The sequence below is a fragment of the Phocaeicola barnesiae DSM 18169 = JCM 13652 genome (genome assembly GCF_000374585.1).
Classification (GTDB): domain Bacteria; phylum Bacteroidota; class Bacteroidia; order Bacteroidales; family Bacteroidaceae; genus Phocaeicola; species Phocaeicola barnesiae.
On the sequence record NZ_KB894656.1, the window covers coordinates 1 to 20049 of the forward strand.

General features: G+C 49.7%; 26 protein-coding genes and 1 pseudogene. 11 read left to right on the top strand and 16 right to left on the bottom strand.

Annotation, left to right across the window (positions count from 1 at the left end):
* The 11 genes and pseudogenes from C510_RS16535 to C510_RS0112760 form a co-directional block, all read left to right on the top strand.
* Positions 1–255: pseudogene (locus tag C510_RS16535) on the top strand (IS4 family transposase); the annotation flags it as partial.
* Positions 256–582: 327 nt separating this feature from the next.
* A complete protein-coding gene (locus C510_RS0112710; RefSeq protein WP_025892812.1) occupies positions 583–1155 on the top strand; it encodes an ORF6N domain-containing protein in 573 nt (190 codons plus the stop codon).
* Between the two features lie 553 nt (positions 1156–1708).
* Complete coding sequence (locus C510_RS17625) at positions 1709–2095, top strand: hypothetical protein (RefSeq protein ID WP_009126113.1); 387 nt, start codon at positions 1709–1711, stop codon at positions 2093–2095.
* A 161-nt stretch (positions 2096–2256) separates the two neighbouring features.
* A complete protein-coding gene (locus C510_RS0112725; RefSeq protein WP_004291535.1) occupies positions 2257–2472 on the top strand; it encodes a hypothetical protein in 216 nt (71 codons plus the stop codon).
* 11 nt (positions 2473–2483) lie between these two features.
* Entirely contained in the window at positions 2484–2705 is a 222-nt protein-coding gene (locus tag C510_RS0112730) for a hypothetical protein (protein WP_004291534.1), read from the top strand.
* A gap of 13 nt (positions 2706–2718) precedes the next feature.
* Positions 2719–3135: a PcfK-like family protein gene (locus tag C510_RS0112735; RefSeq protein WP_004291533.1), complete on the top strand. Its 417-nt coding sequence runs from the start codon at positions 2719–2721 to the stop codon at positions 3133–3135.
* The gene (locus C510_RS0112740) at positions 3132–4463 is read left to right on the top strand and encodes a PcfJ domain-containing protein (RefSeq protein ID WP_004291532.1); all 1332 of its coding nucleotides are present in this window, start codon (positions 3132–3134) and stop codon (positions 4461–4463) included. The genes C510_RS0112735 and C510_RS0112740 overlap by 4 nt, the downstream gene beginning before the upstream one ends.
* A gap of 24 nt (positions 4464–4487) precedes the next feature.
* Positions 4488–4745, top strand: coding sequence for a hypothetical protein (locus C510_RS0112745; protein ID WP_004291531.1), 258 nt, complete (start codon positions 4488–4490; stop codon positions 4743–4745).
* A gap of 19 nt (positions 4746–4764) precedes the next feature.
* Positions 4765–4998, top strand: a complete 234-nt coding sequence (locus C510_RS17210) for a DUF3873 domain-containing protein (protein WP_004304291.1) — start codon at positions 4765–4767, stop codon at positions 4996–4998.
* Positions 4995–5240: a DUF6956 domain-containing protein gene (locus C510_RS0112755; protein ID WP_004291529.1), complete on the top strand. Its 246-nt coding sequence runs from the start codon at positions 4995–4997 to the stop codon at positions 5238–5240. The genes C510_RS17210 and C510_RS0112755 overlap by 4 nt, the downstream gene beginning before the upstream one ends.
* Positions 5241–5293: 53 nt before the next feature.
* Entirely contained in the window at positions 5294–5602 is a 309-nt protein-coding gene (locus C510_RS0112760; protein WP_004304290.1) for a hypothetical protein, read from the top strand.
* A gap of 33 nt (positions 5603–5635) precedes the next feature.
* Here C510_RS0112760 and C510_RS17885 read toward each other — a convergent pair whose 3' ends face one another.
* The 16 genes from C510_RS17885 to C510_RS0112835 all read right to left on the bottom strand — a co-directional run bounded on the left by C510_RS17885 (position 5636) and on the right by C510_RS0112835 (position 20049).
* On the bottom strand, positions 5636–5839 hold the full coding sequence (locus tag C510_RS17885; protein WP_004316914.1) for a hypothetical protein: 204 nt from the start codon (positions 5837–5839) through the stop codon (positions 5636–5638).
* A gap of 342 nt (positions 5840–6181) precedes the next feature.
* Positions 6182–7477, bottom strand: coding sequence for a group II intron reverse transcriptase/maturase (ltrA, locus tag C510_RS0112765; RefSeq protein ID WP_007567572.1), 1296 nt, complete (start codon positions 7475–7477; stop codon positions 6182–6184).
* A 745-nt stretch (positions 7478–8222) separates the two neighbouring features.
* Positions 8223–9023 carry a 23S rRNA (adenine(2058)-N(6))-methyltransferase Erm(F) gene (gene erm(F) / locus C510_RS0112770; protein WP_025892811.1) on the bottom strand — a complete coding sequence of 267 codons (801 nt, stop codon included), beginning with the start codon at positions 9021–9023 and terminating at the stop codon, positions 8223–8225.
* Positions 9024–9297: 274 nt separating this feature from the next.
* On the bottom strand, positions 9298–9825 hold the full coding sequence (locus tag C510_RS0112775; protein ID WP_004291526.1) for a glycoside hydrolase family protein: 528 nt from the start codon (positions 9823–9825) through the stop codon (positions 9298–9300).
* The gene (locus C510_RS0112780; protein ID WP_004291525.1) at positions 9822–10325 is read right to left on the bottom strand and encodes a DUF3872 domain-containing protein; all 504 of its coding nucleotides are present in this window, start codon (positions 10323–10325) and stop codon (positions 9822–9824) included. The genes C510_RS0112775 and C510_RS0112780 overlap by 4 nt, the downstream gene beginning before the upstream one ends.
* Entirely contained in the window at positions 10322–11224 is a 903-nt protein-coding gene (locus tag C510_RS0112785; protein WP_004291524.1) for a toprim domain-containing protein, read from the bottom strand. The genes C510_RS0112780 and C510_RS0112785 overlap by 4 nt, the downstream gene beginning before the upstream one ends.
* A gap of 7 nt (positions 11225–11231) precedes the next feature.
* Complete coding sequence (locus C510_RS0112790) at positions 11232–11807, bottom strand: conjugal transfer protein TraO (RefSeq protein WP_004291523.1); 576 nt, start codon at positions 11805–11807, stop codon at positions 11232–11234.
* Positions 11808–11809: 2 nt separating this feature from the next.
* Positions 11810–12796 (bottom strand): conjugative transposon protein TraN, encoded by a 987-nt coding sequence (gene traN / locus C510_RS0112795; RefSeq protein ID WP_004291522.1) that lies wholly within the window; start codon positions 12794–12796, stop codon positions 11810–11812.
* 34 nt (positions 12797–12830) lie between these two features.
* On the bottom strand, positions 12831–14183 hold the full coding sequence (gene traM / locus C510_RS0112800; RefSeq protein WP_004291521.1) for a conjugative transposon protein TraM: 1353 nt from the start codon (positions 14181–14183) through the stop codon (positions 12831–12833).
* A complete protein-coding gene (locus C510_RS17630; protein WP_018697145.1) occupies positions 14164–14451 on the bottom strand; it encodes a TraL conjugative transposon family protein in 288 nt (95 codons plus the stop codon). The genes traM and C510_RS17630 overlap by 20 nt, the downstream gene beginning before the upstream one ends.
* A gap of 27 nt (positions 14452–14478) precedes the next feature.
* A complete protein-coding gene (traK, locus tag C510_RS0112810) occupies positions 14479–15102 on the bottom strand; it encodes a conjugative transposon protein TraK (RefSeq protein WP_004291519.1) in 624 nt (207 codons plus the stop codon).
* 31 nt (positions 15103–15133) lie between these two features.
* Positions 15134–16138 (bottom strand): conjugative transposon protein TraJ, encoded by a 1005-nt coding sequence (gene traJ, locus C510_RS0112815; protein WP_004291518.1) that lies wholly within the window; start codon positions 16136–16138, stop codon positions 15134–15136.
* A gap of 3 nt (positions 16139–16141) precedes the next feature.
* Complete coding sequence (locus C510_RS0112820; RefSeq protein WP_004304283.1) at positions 16142–16771, bottom strand: DUF4141 domain-containing protein; 630 nt, start codon at positions 16769–16771, stop codon at positions 16142–16144.
* Positions 16772–16794: 23 nt separating this feature from the next.
* Entirely contained in the window at positions 16795–17175 is a 381-nt protein-coding gene (locus C510_RS0112825) for a DUF3876 domain-containing protein (protein WP_004291516.1), read from the bottom strand.
* Between the two features lie 40 nt (positions 17176–17215).
* Positions 17216–19720 carry a TraG family conjugative transposon ATPase gene (locus C510_RS0112830; protein WP_004291515.1) on the bottom strand — a complete coding sequence of 835 codons (2505 nt, stop codon included), beginning with the start codon at positions 19718–19720 and terminating at the stop codon, positions 17216–17218.
* Positions 19717–20049, bottom strand: coding sequence for a DUF4133 domain-containing protein (locus C510_RS0112835; protein ID WP_004291514.1), 333 nt, complete (start codon positions 20047–20049; stop codon positions 19717–19719). Before C510_RS0112835 ends, C510_RS0112830 begins: the two co-directional genes overlap by 4 nt.

Genomic DNA, 20049 nt, shown 5'->3' on the forward strand with positions numbered 1-20049 from the left:
CAGTACAATATACTCAGTTATGTCAAACGCAATGAGTCATACGAAACTATCGGAGGACTCTTTGCTGAAATTTCAAAGAACTCTGTTGAACTTTCAGTAGCCGAAAAAATTTGGCTGCTGATCGTAGAAGTTATAAACGTCATTGCCGAGGTACTTAACTGTGATGCAATGGTTCTGACAGAACAAGTAATATCAAACGATAAACAAATCAAAGCAGTAAAGCAGGCTTTCGACAGGCTGACACCAGCCGCCTGAGGAGCTACACTTTACTTGCGAAACTTAAGAAAGATAAGTCTTAATATGGTACACACAAACTCTCGCTTTTGTTTTCGCACAGGAATATATTTAGGAATTATTCAACATGAGGTATAGATTCACCGAATCAGAAACATACATCCTCCCAGCAACGGACATACATTCCATTCACGTCAAACATACATTCCCGATACGAAGAACATGATTCCCCTGAGAAAACAAATCCAAACGCAGTTTCACCTCGTCAAATCCGAACAAAAAACAATTGTTTTCCGGCATTTATGCAGATAACTGCGTTTATCTGAATAAATGTTCAACCGAATCGACATGGAAAAAATTACACAGACAATCAGTACCCTGGAAGTCGAAGCACGGGTTATCGAGCTTCGGGGAACAAAGGTCATCCTTGACAGAGATGTTGCCGAACTTTATGAAGTAGAGACAAAGCGCATAAACGAAGCCGTCAGAAACAATCCGGAGAAATTCCCTGAAAGATATTGTTTTCACCTGCAAGTATCTGAGAAACAGTATGTGGTCGAAAATTTCGACCGGATGAAAAACTTGAAGAAATCAACTGTCGAACCCAGAGCCTTTACAGAAGGAGGACTTTACATGCTAGCTACCATTTTAAAAAGTCCACGGGCAACACAAACGACAATTGCCATCATCGATGCATTTACCCAACTACGCGAACTGACCCGAAACATCGGAGCCATACACAATGAACCGGACAGCAACAAGCAAAAAGGGCTTATCCAACGCACAGGAGAGCTATTATCCGATTTACTGACAGATGACGCAGAAGTAACAGAGACAGAGTCTTTCATAGAACTGAACCTGATGGCAATCAAATTCAAGCATACGGTCAAGCACACAAAGAAGAACAAACCGGAACAATAACCGGACAAAACCGGTAAGTATCCCATCACGTCCTTAATTTTTAACTTCTTCCAAGAACAATGTATCACAAAAAGCCGTAACTTTGCATCAAGAAGTTACGAAAAGAGTGTAATTTATTGGAAATGAGCGTAGGTTAATTGCTCTTGATAGTAATAGGTTACGATTTAGTTAGTTATCTACTGCATTATCCTTCTGCGCGTTGCGTAACCTTCAAAGAACTCTTCGTATGCAAAAGTAGCTATTTAATTCGAGATTTTGATATAAACTCCCGTTTTTTATCCCCTCATTCATAAGAATTTTCCGTAAAAGCGGTATTGTCCGTCGGCACACCATTGCCCAAAACGAGTTTGGAACAAACGTGTGCCGACTACCGCATAGCTGGAGAAAAGGGCATTGCCTCACGCCTAAACGATGTTTAGACAGATGAAGCAATGCCCCTTTCTTTTGCGCCTATGCCAAGAGGTGCTTTTACGGGTTTTCAAATGATTTTTCTTTTTTCGCTGTCTCTTTTGCCGGAAGCGGAAAGTGAATGCAGAGTGTGTCAGCCTGCCCCATGAATGAAACAGGCGCCCACACACAGCCGGACAAACCGGGAAGAATGATTGTTGCCACCCGGCTGAACAAGTTCCGTCGGATCGGAAACAATCATACTTCCTTTGTTGTGGTTTGCCCTTTTCACGCTTCCGGTGATGTCTTTTTCCTTTTGGTGATTCTTTTTTTTACGGATTTTCCCCTGAAGTTTTTTTCTACACAATCTGCCTCTGTTTTCGTTTACCTCCATTTTGCGCCTTTCAGTAAGCCGCATCAGTCAGTCATTTTCGTTCTGGGCGCAAAGGTAATTCCGGGATTGGACGGGAAAGCAAGGTCAAGCCTCCTGTTTTCGGTAAAAATCTCCAGCCCTGCGGGTAGTATTTTGACCGAAAAACCTTGCATTCCCTAATCCCTACCTTTTCAAGCACCCGAAACGAAAACGACCGATGCGACAGAAAGACGCATAAAAAAAATGTCGGATAAACGAGAGGCAGATAAGATAGTTTGAAACTCAACTCCCTCAGCTCTTGAATCCGCATTAAAAACAAAAAAATCAAAAACAGCGAAGATATGACGGCAACGGCAAATTTCAGACAAATGGCGCAACACATCGGGTTGGCGATATGCGGCTTGATGATGCGCACCGCCTTCGGGGTGTTCGGCATCCTTTGGGGCATCATCAGAGAGATTGTAAACGGAGTGTTCCGAGTGGCGATAGGTGTAATCGTGGCTATCCTTTCCACCATTGCCTTCTTTGGCTTCATCCTTTGGTTATTCACCCTTTAACCCTTACCGACATGGCAAAAAGAAACAGCAAGACGGCAGCGCAGCAGTGCAGATATTACGAGGTGGACAACATCTTCGTGTATATGGTGGAAACGTACATCAACGGCAATTTTGAAACTTTCCGAAGATTGTACCACGAACTGAACAAGGACGCACGGAGGGATTTCATGGACTTCCTTCTCAGCGAGGTAGAGCCGACCTATTGGAGAGAGATACTGAAACAGATAATCTAAAAATGACAGCGATATGAAAGGAACAGACCATTTCAAGAGAACGATATATATGTACTTGGAACAGCGTGCGGAGGAAGATGCGCTATTTGCAAAGAAGTACCGCAACCCTGCCAAGAACATGGACGAGTGCGTGACCCACATTCTGAACTATGTGCAGAAAAGCGGTTGCAACGGTTTCACGGACGGAGAGATATTCGGGCAAGCCATCCACTACTATGAGGAAAACGAGATAGAGGTGGGCAAACCGATGGACTGCCAAGTGGTTGTGAACCACGTTGTGAAACTCACGGCAGAGGAAAAGGCGGAGGCACGTCAGAACGCTGTCCGCAAATACCAAGAGGAGGAACTCCGCAAGTTGCAGAACCGCCACAGACCGTCAGCGAGAAAAGAAAACCAACCCCAACCCTCATTATTTGATTTAGGCTTATGAAACCGAAGACCAAGATACAGAAAGAGGTGGCAAGACTTTCCGCCAACCTTCGCCCCATATCAGCGACACAAATAGATTGGGCATACCGCCACTGCGTTGAGCATATCGGCTACCGCACCAAGAAAGGGAACATCACCTGTTCCGACTGCGGTCACGAGTGGCACAGCGACAGCGGACTATGCGACACCCTTGAAGGCTGCACCTGCCCCAAATGCCATGCCGAACTCAAAGTGCAGGACACACGCAGACGCATCTACAAGGAAACGCAGAATTTCAGCGTGATAACCACCTGCAAAGGGTATCAGGTAATCCGCGTGGCGCAGGTCAGATGCGAGAGCAGGAAAGGCGAACCGATGCGTTTCTACTGCCACGAGGTCGTGCAGCGTTGGATTTCACCCGACGGCAAGGTTACGGACATGGCGTTGCTCCGTGGCTTCCTTTTCTGCTATTGCGATGTGTGGGCATTAGGCAGCGATATGGAGGTAAGACCGCACAACAGCCTATACGATGATGTGGTGGCAAGAAGCTGTGCATATCCAAAGATGAGGATATTGCCCCAACTCAGACGTAACGGCTTCAAGGGCGATTTCCACGGCATCTCCCCCGTGCGTCTTTTCAAAGCCTTGCTTTCAGACCCAAGAATTGAAACCCTTATGAAAGGCGGTGAGATTGAGGTCATGAAACACTTTCTTTTCAATACCCGTACTGCCGATGAATGTTGGGCATCATATCTGATTGCCAAGCGTCACAAGTATCAGATAGACAACCTCTCAATGTGGTGCGACTATCTGCGTATGCTCAAAAAACTCGGTCAAGACCTCCGTAACCCGAAGAACATCTGTCCCGAAGATTTCATGGCGGCACACGACAACGCAACCCGAAAAATTGAAGCCATACACGAGAAGGAAAGAGCCGCAGAGCAACGCCGTTGGGAGATTGAAAGGCGTGAGCGTGAGCAACAGCGACAACTCCAACGAAAGAAAGATGCGGAGGATTTCATCGCCAACAAATCCAAATTCTTCGGCTTGGTAATCACGGACGAGGAAATAATCGTCAAGGTGCTTGAAAGCATAGACGAGTATTACAACGAGGGCAAGACGCAGGGCATCTGCGTGTTTGGCAGTGGATACTACAAGAAAGCCGACACCCTCATACTATCGGCAAGGATTGGCGATGAGATTATTGAAACCGTAGAGGTGGACTTGCGAACCCTCGAAGTGGTGCAGTGCCACGGCAAGCACAACCAGGACACCGAATATCACGAGCGCATCATAGACCTTGTGAACAAGAACGCCAACCTTATCCGTGAGCGGATGAAAGCGGCATAGCATAACCCCTAAAACAACATTGATATGGAAGTAAGAATTGAAAGTATGATTTGTGTGTGGGATGATGCAATCCCCACGATGTTCCTTGAATTTGTGAACCTCCTCACTCTCACAACGAGTGAGGGGGAATTGAGAAAGAGCGTAAAGGAGTTTGCCGAGAAGCACGAACTTGACAAGTTTTTCCTTTACGGCTTCGGCTCACACCATTTCTACCTGCACCAACGCTACACAAGCAACCCCGAAATGGTGATGAAGAACAGAGTTCTGTCAGTACATTTTTAACCATCTAAAAAGCAACATTATGACAACACGAATGACCATCAACGGAGTAAGCACCTGCGCGGAAGCAGGTACGGAGAAATACGAGCGTTTCCAATCGGGTATCGGAAGACGCAGGCGGACACTTGTGCAGTACGACTACCGCCACCCCATAGACAGAGAATTGTTCTCTTGTGTCAAACCCACGTTGGACGAGTGCCGAGCCGCACGGGACAAGTGGCTGAACGCAAAGAAGGGAAAGGAGGACAGACTATGAACACGACCTATCAAACGCTGATAGTCAAGTTCAGCGAACCTATCACGGCATTGGACGGTATCTTTGACGATACCGGAGCGTGGGGAACGGACACCCTCAAGGGGTGGATAGATGATTACGAAAGCACACGTTTCACCGCCACCGACAGCCATACGGCAGTCATCACGAGCGAGTACAATATGGAATGTGTGAAAGAGTGGCTACAACGGCAGACCCCCATTTCCGAAATGCGAGAATTTTGAACGGGATGGCGGTGTCCGCACCGCCAATACTTAAAACCCTAAAAACAAAAGATATGATAGCCAAGACGATATTACAGCAGATAGGCGGAAAACGCTTCACCGCCATGACAGGTAGCCGTGATTTCATAGATATGGGCAACGGCTTACGGATGAGCCTTGCAAGGAACAAAACAAGTGCCAACCGCCTTGACATCATCTATGACGAAGGGGCAGACCTCTACAATATGCGCTTCTACCGCAGGACGTTCAGCAAAAAGACCTTTGAGTGCAAGACAAAGGACATTGCCGTACACGAGGGTATCTATTTTGATATGCTGGAGGAAATGTTCACGATGGTGACGGGACTTTACACACGCTTTTGAGTGGCGGGGCGGCGAGAGCCGCCCTACTTTCTTTCAGTGAGCATGATGGCGGACAAAGAAAGTAGCAAAGAAACCTTTGTCCAATCTGCGATAACTAAAAAATCCGCAAGTAAAACTTGCGGAGGCTATATATTGGGTCGTTATTTTTTGGTGGAGGGGAATGATAATCTCGAACCGTTGAACTACACATTTCTGCTTCGTCTCCATTTCCCCCAACGATTTGATACGTTCAATCATTTTTGTTGTTGAAATCGTGGAGAAGTGAATAGACAGTATTACCCGACAGAGCAACTATGACAACGTAACGCCTTTACAAAAAAGTCGGTACACGAAACCCATAGACTAATTGTCTTGACCTAAAAGAGATTGGAATTTTCAGGACTGCCTATCACTTAGATAGAAGTCCAAGGTCTGCTGAAATACATAATTCAAAAATTGAAATTGCTTGACTGCAAATTTAGTAACTTTGCTTGACAAATTAACGAGAAAGAAGAGAAAATGAAAACCGACCGCATAATCGAGTAGACGGCTCCGCCAGTAACTGACGGAGTGCGCCTCTCACACCACCGAGCGTACGGGTCACGTACTCGGCGGTTCGCAAAGAGATGGGTTAAGTTGTAAATGTAATTCAGTTAAGGAAACATATCCTCTTTTCTTCAAGCGTTGTAAAGTAATGGTAGTGCCTAGAATAGGACTTTGTGCTATTGCCCAACCGCCTTTCCGTGTTCTGCTCCAAGCGTAGGCATGGTCTTGGTCTACACCTAATCGAATCAGGTTTTTCCTTTTCCTTTCGGGTTTTTTCCAATGATGCCAAATGCAATAGCGCAGTCGGTTGCGAAGCCAACCATCTAAATCTCGTAATTTGCCCAAAATACTCGTGCCTTGGAAATAGTTCAACCATCCGCGTTGCACTTCTTTTATCTTGGCAATACGCTCTTCAAATGTGGCTGGTGTGGTTTTTCGGGTGATTGTTTTAAGTCGTTCTTTTAGTTTCTTCCATGCTTTTTCCGATACAATAAGTTGGTATTGATTTTTACTTCCTTTCTCGTACGTAGGTACGAATCCGAAACCCAAAATTGTGAAGTGGATTGGTTTTCTGATACCACTCTTTTCTTCATTTATAGTTAATTTGAGTTTGTTTTTCAAAAACTTTTCAATTACCACTCTTGTTGCCTTGGCTTGATTGTGGCTTTTGCAATAAATACTAAAATCATCCGCATAACGTACAAATTTGTGTCCTCTTCGAGTCATTTCCTTATCCAGTTGATGTAGTAAAATGTTCGACAATAATGGACTTAAAGGGCTTCCTTGCGGAACGCCTTTTCTTCTCTTTCGTAGCTTTCCGTTGATTTTAATAGGTGCTCTGAGCCATTTGCGTATGAGTTGCATGGTAGCTTTGCATTTCACTTTTTGATAGATTAAATTCAGTAATAAACAGTGGTCAACTTCATCAAAGAAGTTTTTCAGGTCAATATCCACAATGTGGTTTAATCCTGAATGGATGTAATCCCGAGATTGTCCAACGGCTTGTCGGGCATTCTTGTGAGGTCTAAATCCATAGCTGTAATTACTAAATTCGGGCTCAAAAAGTGGTGCAATAGTTTGTGCTAAGGCTTGTTGCAACACACGTTCTGTAGTGGTGGGAACACCCAATAATCGAGTTTTCCCATTTCCTTTCGGAATTTCAATACCTAAAATGGGTTGTACTTGATAGTTGCCTTGTTTGATTGCTTCAATCAGTTGTAGTTTCTTTTCAGAAAACACCTTGCGGAGCTCTCTTATAGAAACACCATCAACACCCGCACTACCTTTATTGGCAATCACGTGTTCCAATGCTCTTTGAAGATTAAACGGATGTACTACTCTTGTTATCATTTTAGTTGTTTTTAACCTGTTTTCGTTAAGTAGGGCTACTATGTGTTCCGTTACCTATTGAAAACCTCTTTACGTTCAGTCCTTCCTTGTTTGTGAGACCTATGCGGTATCTATTCGCACCTCGTTTGCCCTCAAGTACTATGACCTCTGCTGACTTCTTGGATTGATTAACTCGTAATCGCCAAGACCTCCCCTGGTAAATGCTTTTTCCTTCCGTCTATCGCCGGTACATCTACATAACAATAATCTGATTTAATAGCATGTTCAGAACACTGTTTTGGACTTCGTATTGCTGTGGATACTCATCCTTATTGTTATGCCTCTTATGTACTTTCTGTTCGTCGGTACAGACTTTTGCAGTTCTGCTTCCTTCAGTGCATACCTCACGATAAACCACCTTGCAGCTTGCTAACGATTCGGGGTTTCAATCCGCTCGTAAGGGACTTGCACCCTCTGGAAAAATAACACCCCGAAAACTTGGTTCGTAAAACTAAATTTGTATTTTTGAACTATTTGAAAAGCTTTCGGGGTGTGTCCTGCATATGCAGGGCACACACATATGGTAGCCGATAATTGCCGGCTTTCGTGCCAACTTGATACTTTGGTGCTTTTAACGAACCGAAGTGCTAAATTGATACGAAAGTGCTGTAAATCCGGCAACTACGGCTACCATTTTTCGTTATGCGGCAGCTTAAAAGACGACACCAAACCAGAAAAATCATCTTGACAACCACCCGACTTTGAACTACGAAGGATGAAATTTTTCAGGGACAACTTCCAGCATTTCCAAAAAACAGTTTACCCATTGACTTGGAGACAAACAAACAATTTGAGCATTAAGGTTTAAACCGAATTTTTCCGAAATTGACCTGACCTGACTTTTCCTGAAAATCGACTTTAAAGCTGTTTTTACAGATAAATCAGGTTTCTCTAACAGACAGGAAATAAATGCTAAGTATTTGGCTTTAAACTTAAAATCAAAAAATAACTGTTTTCTTTTAATGTTTAACAGGGCTGATTTGACAGTTGGCGGTGGAAAGAAACTTTCAGGACCTACCTCATAGACAAGTTTCAAATCAAAAAAAATATGATAGAAAACGGTATATGGATTGTAAAGCTTCCTCGAAAATAACTTTTGTGCAGGTTCTAACTGAAGGACAATGGAACCTCCCAGAAAATTTCCAAGACTCTCAAACATCAGGATTTTGAAAATATCGGAAGTAATGCCATAAGGAATATTTGACACCACTTTGAAAGGAAATTTCGGAACTGCAAAATTCCTAAAATCACAACCGACAACTTGAACATTTCGGGCATCAGAAAATAATTTTCGTAAATGTTCAACCAAAGCTGTGTCGTTTTCAATAGCAACAACATTGTTGGCGATTTTTAATAAATGAACAGTAAGAAACCCCTTGCCTGCCCCAATATCTAAAACCGTATCCTGATTACTTATATTTGCTTGTCTTATTGCATCTTTTATTAGCACTTTATCAATAGTAAAGTGCTGACCCGTAAAACGAACGGGCAATTTCTTTTTTGTCATTAGTAACTTCTTACAGGTGAATACTTGAATTGTTCCTTTCTGAATTTTCCTAAATACTTTCTTCATAATTTCGCTATACTTTTTATGGTTAATAACTATGTTTTGTATTGCTCTCACAACACTTACAACTTGAAGTGTTATTTGGAAACCGATAGGCAAAAATGGCTCAACGATGTCAATTAACGAGAAAATCCTACGATAATCTATCAAGTGATAGAGCAAAAGACGTGCCAAGTTAAATATGGCACGTCTTTTGCCAGTTTTGTCAGTCCTTTTATGGGATATACAACAGCGCAAACTCCGCCTTTCTCCGTTTGAGCAGCATGGCGTGGCGTTTTCCTTTGTAGTTGCAGAAGGCTATATACTCACGGTAGATGTTCCTGTCACCAGCTTCCAGCTTCTTGATTAAGGTGCTTTTGGGGATTGTTTTGCTGCCTAACAGCTTCGCCGGTCCCACATTGTAAGCTAACGTGCCAAGCAAAATCGAATCAACCCCGAATTTACGGAACATGGCGACAAATTTGCGCAGGTCTTTCCGCAAAAGTTCATCCGCATCCCGTTTTGTCATGGTTCGTGCCGAATACTTCTCGTTTGGCAAAAGTTTGTGACCCCAACCGACGTATGGGTAGTGTTTTTCTGAGTGCCAGCCTTCAAAGTAGCGGCAGCATAAAAAAGCACGTTCCATAAGCGGCAGTCGGTAGATTGCCGCCTGCCCGTCCGTTCCCTCTTGGCGGCTGATCTGCGCGGACACAGAACAGACCGTCAGAAGTGAACAGAGCATTGTCATGAATACACGCATCATTTCAACAAGGGGCTGAAGTTGCCGATGGGAACGATGGTAAGATCGTCGTCCTTTACATTCCTGTTGTTGAAGTCAAATTCCAGTTCGTAGGAGTTGCTAAAGTTATCCTCCACCACCACGATGAAATTATGCGCCTCATCACCCGCCGCCGTGTAGTACAGGCGGAATTTTTCGTTCTCCAGCAGGTAGCGGTCGTTAGGCAGGAAGGTGATGCCGTTATCCATTTTGAGCGAGCCTTCCCCCTCGAACTGGAAATAGCGGATGGTATAGAGCGTACCCGAAAAGTCGCCCTCCTTTTTCAGTTCACAGCGGATTTCCACTGTCTGCCCCTTTACTACCTTGTTCGGCACGGGCATGACCTCCACCGTGAAGGGATAGGACTGCTGGATGTCCATGTCATCGTCACATGACACGAGGGTGAATGACATGGCGGCTATCAGGCATAACGCCACTGCCTTGAATATTGATGTTCTCTTGTTTCTGTTGTTCAGTATGTTCATTGTTCTTCGATTTTTAGATGGTTGTTTTTCTGTTTTTTCGTTGTCAGTTGCAGGTACTCGTTCAAGTCCTTGCAACCGTCATAGAGGGAGGAACGGTCGGTGACACGTTCCCCGTATCGCATGGTAAGTGCGGCAAGCGTCCGCCGTCCGGCTTCGTCACGGTCGAGGAAGCAGCCGATGCGCCCGTATCCGTCCAGCAATCCCGCCGCCTTCTCCACGTTGGCGACTGAGTTCAGCACAAGACAGTCAGCGTTACCGGTTACACCAAGCGTCACGGCAGAGAGAAAGTCCATGAAGCCCTCGAACACGAGGCACTCGTCAGCCGGGATGTCATTCGCCTTTACCAGTGATACAGACTTCGGAGGTATGCAACCCTTGAAATATCGGCTTCTGACTTCATAGCCACCTGCCATGTTCGGAAAGCCAACGGCAAAATACCGTTTCCCACGCACACCGTAGTTCAAGCGGCAGCAGTGACGGGATGCGATGGCGTAAGGGATGCCCCGTTCCTCTAAATACTCCGTCAGCAGTGAGCGGAGCAGCGGAGCGACCTCCACATCCTCAAAAACGGATTCGGTCGGCTTCGAGAGATAGACGGGCTTTTCCCATCCGGCAACCGTCATATTGGCGGCTTCCGCTATGAACTTCGCTTGCTTCATGAAGTCATCGCTTTGCAGAAACTCCCCGGCAAGCGTGAAGATGTCGCCGCCCTTGCCCAAACCGAAGTCGTACCAGAGCTGTTTCGCCACGTTCACACGGAAAGAGGATGTGCGCTCGCCCCTGTACGGGGCAAGATACCACAGCTCGTTACCGCTCCTTCTGACAGGCTCATGCCCCAGCCGTGCGAGAAAATCCGCAAGCGGCATCCTTCTGACAGCATCTATTTCCGTCCTTTCCATGCCCGTGTCAGTTGATGATGAACTTGATACCGACCCCGAACTGCGTGTGGAACTTCCGTGTGTCGCCACCCCAAAGGCAACGCTCCCGCAGGTTGGCAAGCAGGGCGATACGGTCTGCCACGTAACACTCCACATCGAGCGTCAGCGCACCGCCGTAGATGAAGGCGTCCCGGTCGTGCAGCGTGGAGCCGTCATGCAGCACCTTCTTCCCCCAATTTACCGCCTCATATCCGGCGAGAGCCGAAGCCCCGGCATAGACGAAAACAATCTTTCGGGCGTCCGACAGTATCTTGAAGTAATAGCCGCCCTCCGCCGTGAACTGCGCCACGGGTATCTTGGTGTCCTTGTAGGGATTGTTCTTCAACAGGTATTCGCCACCGAACACCCACTTGTTCCCCTTCTTCGTGTAGGTGGAGAGAGCCGCCCCGAAGCTGTACCCGCCGTCCTTGCCGCCGAGATTGAAGCCGTCCGCCATGTCCGCCCTCACCTCGATGCCCTGCATCTTCGGCAGACACCGCTGGGCGTGCGCCTGCCCTGTAAAAAGGGCAAGCGACGCGATGATTATTGCGATGTACTTTCTCATGGTCAGCGTACTTGAAGTTCGTTGATGGTACCCGCGCGTACCAAATCCTCGTTCTCAATCACGAAGGACTGGTGACGGCCGCCGTTCTTCTCGTTCAATTCCACCACGAGGCACTTGTCATCGGGGATGGTGAACTTCGCCATCGTGAAGACCGTGCGCTCGCTCTTTTTGCCCGGCACGAGGGTGGCGTAGTTCTGCGCGCGGAGCGGCAGAATAATCTGCTCCTGCACGGCAGTACGCTTCGCAACCTTCTTGTCCACGATTTTCCAAGTGATGTAGTCCACATCGAAAGGCACGTTGCTCTGGTTCTTTATCTCCGTGTGGAAATAAAGCAAGCCGTTGTGCGTGTAGATGCCTTTCAACAGGTATTGGATGCCGAAACGCTTGCAGCCGATATGCTTCACCTCGCGCTTGTTCTGTTTGTGGATGGACTTCATGATAAGGCGCACCAGCATCGGGCTTTCGCTGCCCAGCTCTTTCAGATAGATTTCCTGCGCGTTGTTCGGGCGGTTCACCGTGCTGCCGTCATGGATGAAGTCGCACATCTCCACGTTGAGCAACAGCGGTTCGGCGGCGTACTTCACGTTGAAGGTGTAGAAACTGCCGTCCTCCGTGATGACGGACATATTCGTTTCGTTGGGAAAATTCCTTACGGTAGCCTTCACACGGATGATGTTCTCCGCTCCGTCGGCTTTCCCGGCAATCAGGTCGGGCGAGCCTAAATCGACATAGCGCACCTCCGCCGGAAAAATGACGTGGACGGTCTTGTCGTAGGTCACTTCCAGACCGTGCGGCGGTATCATGCGGTCGAAGGTCAGCTTGCGTGACAGCCCGTGATATAGGTCGCCGTCCGCCTCCTTCTGCGGATAGACCTCCTTCGTCAAGGTCGGTTGTTCACTTCCGTTGGTCGTTTCAACGGTTACATTCTCCTGCGCGTTGGCAGTTATGATGCCCATAGCGAGGGCAAACATGATGATTACTTTTCTCATTACTTTTGGATTTTAGTGGTAATTTTTATTGTTTTCAATATTTTTCTTGGTAAAGCATGACCCTGTACCCGGCTTTCAGATGCACCTTGACGGTTCGCATCTTTTTGGCGATGTACTGGCTCGTGCCTTGTATCAGCCCCTTGCCCAAGTCGGAGGCGAGCTGCGCCCCGGCATTGGTGGAGATGTTGATGCTGCTTCCCAGCGAGCCGCCCATGTTGGCGGCGACCTCCCGGACGGCGTTCATCTCCATCGAGTTCGGGATGAAGATGCCGGGCTGTCCGTCCGTGTCATAGACCGCAAGCTCCACGGGGATAATCGTGCCGTCGTATTCCAGCGAGGTAATCTCGATGTCGAGCCGCTCACCCTGTATCTTGCCCGTGCCGACCACCACCGCACCCCGGGGTATTGTCCTGCCTGCCACCGCCATAGGCTCCAGCAGGCGCAGCCTTACCGTCTGCCCGTCCGTCACGCTCTGCGCCCCATGCACGCACGCCGGTATGGTGTTCCTGTCCAATACCTCCGCCGTGCCGACAGCCGTGTTGAAACCCCGGTTGCGTTCCTGCGATAAGGCGGCGACAAACTCCGCGTTACTCATAGGCTGTGAGAGTGAAGAAACTACTTGATGCTCCACCTGTCTGATAGGCATTGCCTTGTTCTTCTTCCCTTTCTGCACGGTAGTTGGCTCTGCCCTCTGTTCCGCCGATGGCTGTCCTCCGTTCTGACCGCCCATGTACTTTGCCGCCAGCTCGTAGGACTTCTCCATAAGAGCCACCTGCTCGTCCATAGAGGAAGCCTTGCCCCTCTCGCTTTCCAGTTCCGACTCCAGCGATGCGATGCGCTCCAACAATTCGTCCATCTCCGCATTGTCGTTTTTCGGCTGGTCGTAGAAGTTTCCGAGCGTGGCGTTCAGGTCACGGTAGGCGGCTGCGGAGGACTGGATGGTCTGCGGCGTGGCTGGCTTTGCCCTTTCTTCCTTGCCGCCCGGATTGGCGAGGTCGAAGTCCACTCCGTTCTCCGTTCCCGCTATCTCGCGGTCGAACATGTCGCCCAGCTGCCCGATGGCACGGTTGCGGCTCTCCTGACGCTCTTCCATCTCCCCATGCTCGTAGGCTTTCAGCTTGTCGCCGATAATCTGCCGGTTCGCCTTGTCAGCGTCGGGCATCTCGGTGTTGTATCCGTCCGTTCCCGGCGGTTGCTCCTTGCCGGAGGACGGGGCGAATATCAGCCACATCGCCCCGATGAACACCAACACCATAGCGGGCAGCACGATCATCTTCTGCCGTTTCAGCCGTTGCGCCTCTGTCAGCGGTTCGCGCTCCTTTTTCGGTTTCCCCGTTTCGGGAGCAGCTTTGTTCTCTTTCGTCGGTTCATTCTTTGTCTGTTCCATATAAATAAGGTGTTAAGTGATTGCCTGTTTCCGCCGGGGTCGGCAGTTCCACCCGTCCGGCGTGTCCCGTTTCCATATGTGAGCCGTCGTTCCTGCCGATGTCATAGACGGCTCTGCCGAAGGTGTAAAGGGCAAGCACCGCGAAGGCGGCGAACATCCCCAGCACGATGCGGCGGCGTGTTTCCGGCGGCAAGCCGTCCAGATACCCTTTGAGACTTGCCGCCAAGCGTTTCCGTTTGTCGTGGAGTTTCCAATACATGCCCCACATTGATTTTCTGATACTTTTCATGTCCTGTTACCGTTTGATAGTCTGTAAATCCTTGTTCTCAATGATGGTGAAACCCTCGATGGTAAAACCGTTCGGGTTGTCATCCGACCGCGATGCGTTCAGCAGGCGGCAGGTGGTCACGAGGCTGCGCTCGGTGACGTTGCTCTGCCGGATGATTTTCTGTGTGGCGTAGGTCACGGCACGGTAGGGATAGGCGTTGAAGTCGCACACCACGCTGTCCACCTTCAGCACTTGGTTGATGTTCCCGGCGATGATGCGGTTGTAGTACCCCTTCTCCGCGAAGTCCGAATAATAGTGGTACACGCTCTTGTCCGCCAGCAGCAAGGCACGTTTCACGTTGTGTTCAATCGCGCTTTTTTCAGGTGATAGCGTGAAGAACATCTCGTGGAAACGGCGCACATGTTCCCGTGCCTCCGCCGGGCGGTTCTGCGACAAATCCTGAGACAAGGCGAGCATCAGGCTCTTGCCGTTGTCCAGCACATAGATTTTCTCCCGTTGCTTCTCTGCGAAACGGTAGGAGTTCCACACGCTCCACACCGTCACCACGGCGCACAGCGAGAGGAAGACGATACCGAACAGGCGTATCTGCCTGAACGACGATTCGATGTTTCTAAGTGATTTGAATTCCATTTATATTTTCCAATTTATGATTGCACATTGATTATTTCAGCAATTTGCCGACACGTCCGACTGCGTTTCCTGCGGCTGCACCCGCCACGCTGCCCGCCATGCTTCCGGCTCGTCCCGCCATCTGGTTCACGTTGCGACCGTAACCGCCCATGCCTCCGGCTTGGATAATCCAGCCCGCAACGGTGGGAATGGTAAAGTAGCCGATGATGCCGATGCAGAGGAATACGATATACACCCCGTCGCTCGAATCCAGCGAGAAGTTCGGGTCTGCCTGCATCCGCTCGATGTCGTTTTGCAGCATCAGAACCTGTATCTTCGCCAGTATGGTGCTGAACATGTCCGATACCGGTAGCCACAGATAGACCTGTATATAGCGGCATATCCACTGCGTGAGCGTGTTTTGGAAACCGTCCCATACCGACAGGGCGAAGGCTATCGGACCGAGAATCGCCAGCACCACGAGAAAGAAGGTGCGGACGGTGTCTATCACGAGGGCGGCGGCTTGGAACAGCAGTTCGAGTATCTCGCGGAAGAAGTCGCGGATGCTCTTCTTCATGTTGTACATTCCCCGGTCGATATACATTCCCGCCATCGTCACCATGTCGGAGGGCGACCAGCCGAGTTCCTCCAGTTGCTTGTCAAATTCCTCGTTGGACACGAGGTAGGCGGTTTCGGGGTTGCGTACCATCGCCTCGTATTCCAGTTTGTCCTTCTGCTCCCGGTATCGGTTCATGTCCAGCGTTTCCGCCTCCAGCATCTTTGCCGTGCCCTGTACGACGGGTGAGAGGATGCTGTTTATCGTGCCCAGCACCACAGTCGGGAAGAACATGATGCACAGACCGATGGCAAAAGGACGGAGCATCGGGAATACGTCTATCGGTTCAGCTCTCGCCAGCGACTGCCATACCCGGTAGGCGACGTAGAACAGCGCACCCAGCCCGGCGATGCCTTTCGCCACACCAGCCATGTCCCCACACAGCGGCATCATCTGCTCATAAAGTGAACGTAAAATCTGATGAAGGTTGTCGAACTTCATAGGCTACCAGTATCTTTCGTTCATGTTCCCGTACAGCCCCATGATGCGGTCGAGGTCGTTCTTCTTTTTCGCACGCAGGTAACTCACGGAGATGTTCTTGTTCGTGTAGTAGCTCACGAGGTTGCGGTAACGCTTCATCTTCGAGTGGCAGCGTTCCACCACGTCCATGCGCTCCTTGTCGGTCATGGAGAGCGTGGTGATGTTCACCACGTTCCTGAGTTCCGTCAACACTTCGTTGCTTTCCTCCAGCAGTTTCGTGTAGCCGAAAGCGATTGCGGAAAGCTCTTCGGGTCTGAAATTCCCGTCACGGAGCATCCGTTGGAAACTGTTCACATAGATGTCTGTGATGTCGCCCACCATCAGGATGGTCTGCTGCACCTTGCGGGCGTCCTTGACCAGATTGTTCACCGATTTGAGGGCATCGTAATACTTCTTGCCCTGCTGATAGATTTTCACCGTCTCCTGAAAGTTGCTCACCATGTTCGTGGCGGTCTTGGAGGTATGGATGATGTTTTTGGAGGCATTGATGATGCCCTGCGCTAGATTGCCCGGATCGCTTACGACCCACTGTGCGCTTGCCCTGCCCGCGAAAAGCAGGCACAGGCAGATAATCATTGTTATTCTTGTTCTCATGTTACTTTGGATTTTAGTGGTTGTTATTCTTCGGTCGGATGTCCCGGCTGCGGCTTCACCCGCACATAGTCCCCGTTTGGCGAGAAAGTCAGCACATCCGTGGCCTCGTTGTAGGACACGTCGATGCGGAAGCCGGTGTTCATGAACAGGTTGCCGTTCTCCTCCTGCAAGAGATAGGTTTCCGGCTTGAGCTTGCGGCGCAGACCGCTACGACGGAACACCGTCACTTTGTAGGCTTCGCCCTCCTTGTAGATAAGCACGTCAGGTTTTCCCTCCACGCTCTCCCAGTTCCCGCACAGCATGTCGCGGCGGTTGTCGGCCACGTCGCAGGATTGCAGCATCATGACCGCCAATCCGATAAGGCACTTGCTGACTTGCAGCATTTTCACTTTTGGTAAATTCATACGCGTTTTTCTTTTTTGGTTGATACATTCTGTTTTTTAGTTATTCCTTGTTTCTCCGCCTTTCGGCAAGCTGCCGGATGGCGGCTTCGATGTCGTCGCCCAGCTTCTCCGCCAGACGGTAAACCTCCACTTTTTCCGTTTCCTCGGTGGTGTACGCCAGATACTCTTCCGCGCTGACCTCCGTGGCATAGACCGCCGACTGCGTGCCGCCCAAGCCTATCCACACCTCCTTGTAGAGCCGTGAAGGGTTGTTCGCCATGTTGATGGAGAGTATCTGCGACTTCTCCTTTTCCGTCAGTCCGAGCAACGCCTGTATCTGGTCGAACTTGTTCATATATTTCCTTTGGTCAAGCAGGATTTTACAATCCGAGTTGTTGATAATGCTCTCTTTGACCACCGGAGAACTGATAATGTCGTCCACCTCCTGCGTCACCACGATTGCCTCGCCGTAATATTTTCTGACCGTCTTATACATATAGCGCAGATATTCAGCCATGTTCGCCGATGAGAGGGCCTTCCAAGCCTCTTCCACGATAAGCTGTTTCCGCACGCCTTTCAGCCGCCGCATCTTGTTGATGAAGGCTTCCATGATGATGATGGTCACGACGGGGAACAGTTCGCGGTTTTCTTTAATCGAATCTATCTCGAAGACGATGAACCGCTTGCCGAGCAGGTCGATGTTCTCCGTGGAGTTGAGCAGGAAATCGTAACGCCCGCCCCGGTAATACTGCCGCATGGTGGTGAGCATGTTGTCGATGTTGAAGTCGGACTTCTCCACCTTGATGTCACGCTGTGCCAGTTCCTTGCGGTAGTCGTCACGCATATACTCGTAGAAGGTGTTGAACGACGGCACGATGCTACGGTCGGATTGGATGCGCTCAATATAGGCACTCACGGCACTGCCCAGCTCGCCGCTCTCCGTCTTTGTCACCTTGTCGTCCTCCGACTTCCAGAGCGTCAGCAACAGGGTCTTGATGCTGTCCTTCTTCTCCACGTCGAAGATGTAATCGTCGGTGTAGAACGGGTTGAAGCTGATGGGCTTATCTTCCGTGTAGGTGAAATACACACCGTCCGCTCCGCCTGTCTTGCGTCGGATCATGCCGCACAAGCCCTGATAGGAGTTTCCCGTGTCCACCAATACCACATGTGCGCCTTGCTCATAATATTGGCGCACGAGGTGGTTCATGAAGAAAGACTTGCCGCTGCCCGAAGGACCCAGCACGAACTTGTTGCGGTTGGTCGTGATACCTCGCTTCATGGGCAGGTCGGAGATGTCAAGGTGCAGCGGTTTTCCCGTGAGCCTGTCCACCATCTTGATGCCGAAGGGCGAGAGCGAGCTGCGGTAGTTGGTTTCCTCTGTGAACAGGCACACCGCCTGTTCGATGAAGGTGTGGAAACTCTCTTCCGCCGGGAAGTCCGCCGCATTGCCGGGTATCGCCGCCCAGTAGAGTGTCGGGCAGTCGATGGTGTTGTGGCGCGGCACGCATTCCATGCTTGCCAACTGGCTGCCCACGTCGTTCTTGATATGCTTCAGTTCCTCCGCATCGTCGCTCCACGCCATGACGTTGAAGTGTGCCCGTACCGAGGTCAGTCCGTAGGAATGGGCTTCGTTCAGGTATTGGTCTATCCACTCGCGGTTGATGCTGTTGCTCCTTGAATAGCGAGATAGCGACTGCATGTTACGGGCGGACTTCTCGAACTTCTGCAAGGTTTCCTCACTGTTGTCTATCAGCACATACTGGTTGTAGATATGGTTGCAGGAGAGCAGAAGCCCCACCGGGGAGGCGAATGACAGTCGGCAGTCACTCCGGTCGGTGGAGAGCTTCTCGTAACGGGTGTCGGTAGCCACCTTGCCCGGCAGGTCTTCCGCGTCGGAGAGGGTGTGCAGACACAGGCGGTTGTCGCCGATGCGCATCTCCCTTGCCGAAAGCTCGATGTCCTGCAAGGTGGTGTCACCTTCCGGCATGAGCGAGAAGTAGCGTTCAATAAGTCCCGTCTTTCCCTCAGTACCCACAATCTCATCGGTGGAGAGGCGGCGCAGCCTGACAAGCCCGCTGTCGTTCATGATGCGCTCGAACTGTTCGCAGGCTTCCAAGAACTTGGTCGTGGTTTCCCTGTCCAGCTCCTTCGGGATGATATGTCCCCGGCACAGCGTGCTGAAATTGCTCTGCATCCGGTTACGCTCCTTTGTTGTCTTGGTCAGGTAGAGGTAGCAGGTGTGTTTCAGGTACGGACGCTCGTTGAAGTGACGCTCGAAAGAGCGGCTTAAAAAGCTCATGTCGTCCTTCTGAAGCTCCGGTTTGTAGCGTTCCTTGATGAACCAGTCCTGTTTGTGGACGACGGAGTAGTCCGGCAGCACCTTGATAGCCTTGCACCAGCAACTGTGTATCGCCTCGTACTCCGCACCCGTCACGGTGTAAAGTTCCGGTAGTTCCACCTCGAAAGCCACCGTGATGTCGGCGTCCTTTGAGATGATGCAGCCATGCTCCACCGCTAAAAGTGGGAACCTGTTTTCCAGTGTTGTCATTTTCGATGTATTCCTCATTGTCTTTCTTCCTTTCGTTGTCGTTTGAACAGACGGGTTATCCGCCGCCGGTTGATAAGGTATCGGGGATGGCTCCGTGCCGCTCCTAATTTCATCAGCCCGTGTTCACCGTACCGGGCGTTCAGCGCGAAGGTCTGCCATACAAGGAGGGAGGACGATGCCGCGCCGAAGCCGATACATATCCACTGGTCGATACCGACCATGTAGAGGATGACGAACAGGACGAAGAGAGCCAGCAGACCTCCGCAGAAGATGAAGAGGTACTGTGCCTTCAAGCCCTTGAACTCTACCGGACGGCCGATACCCTTGTTGATTGGGTATTCAGCCAT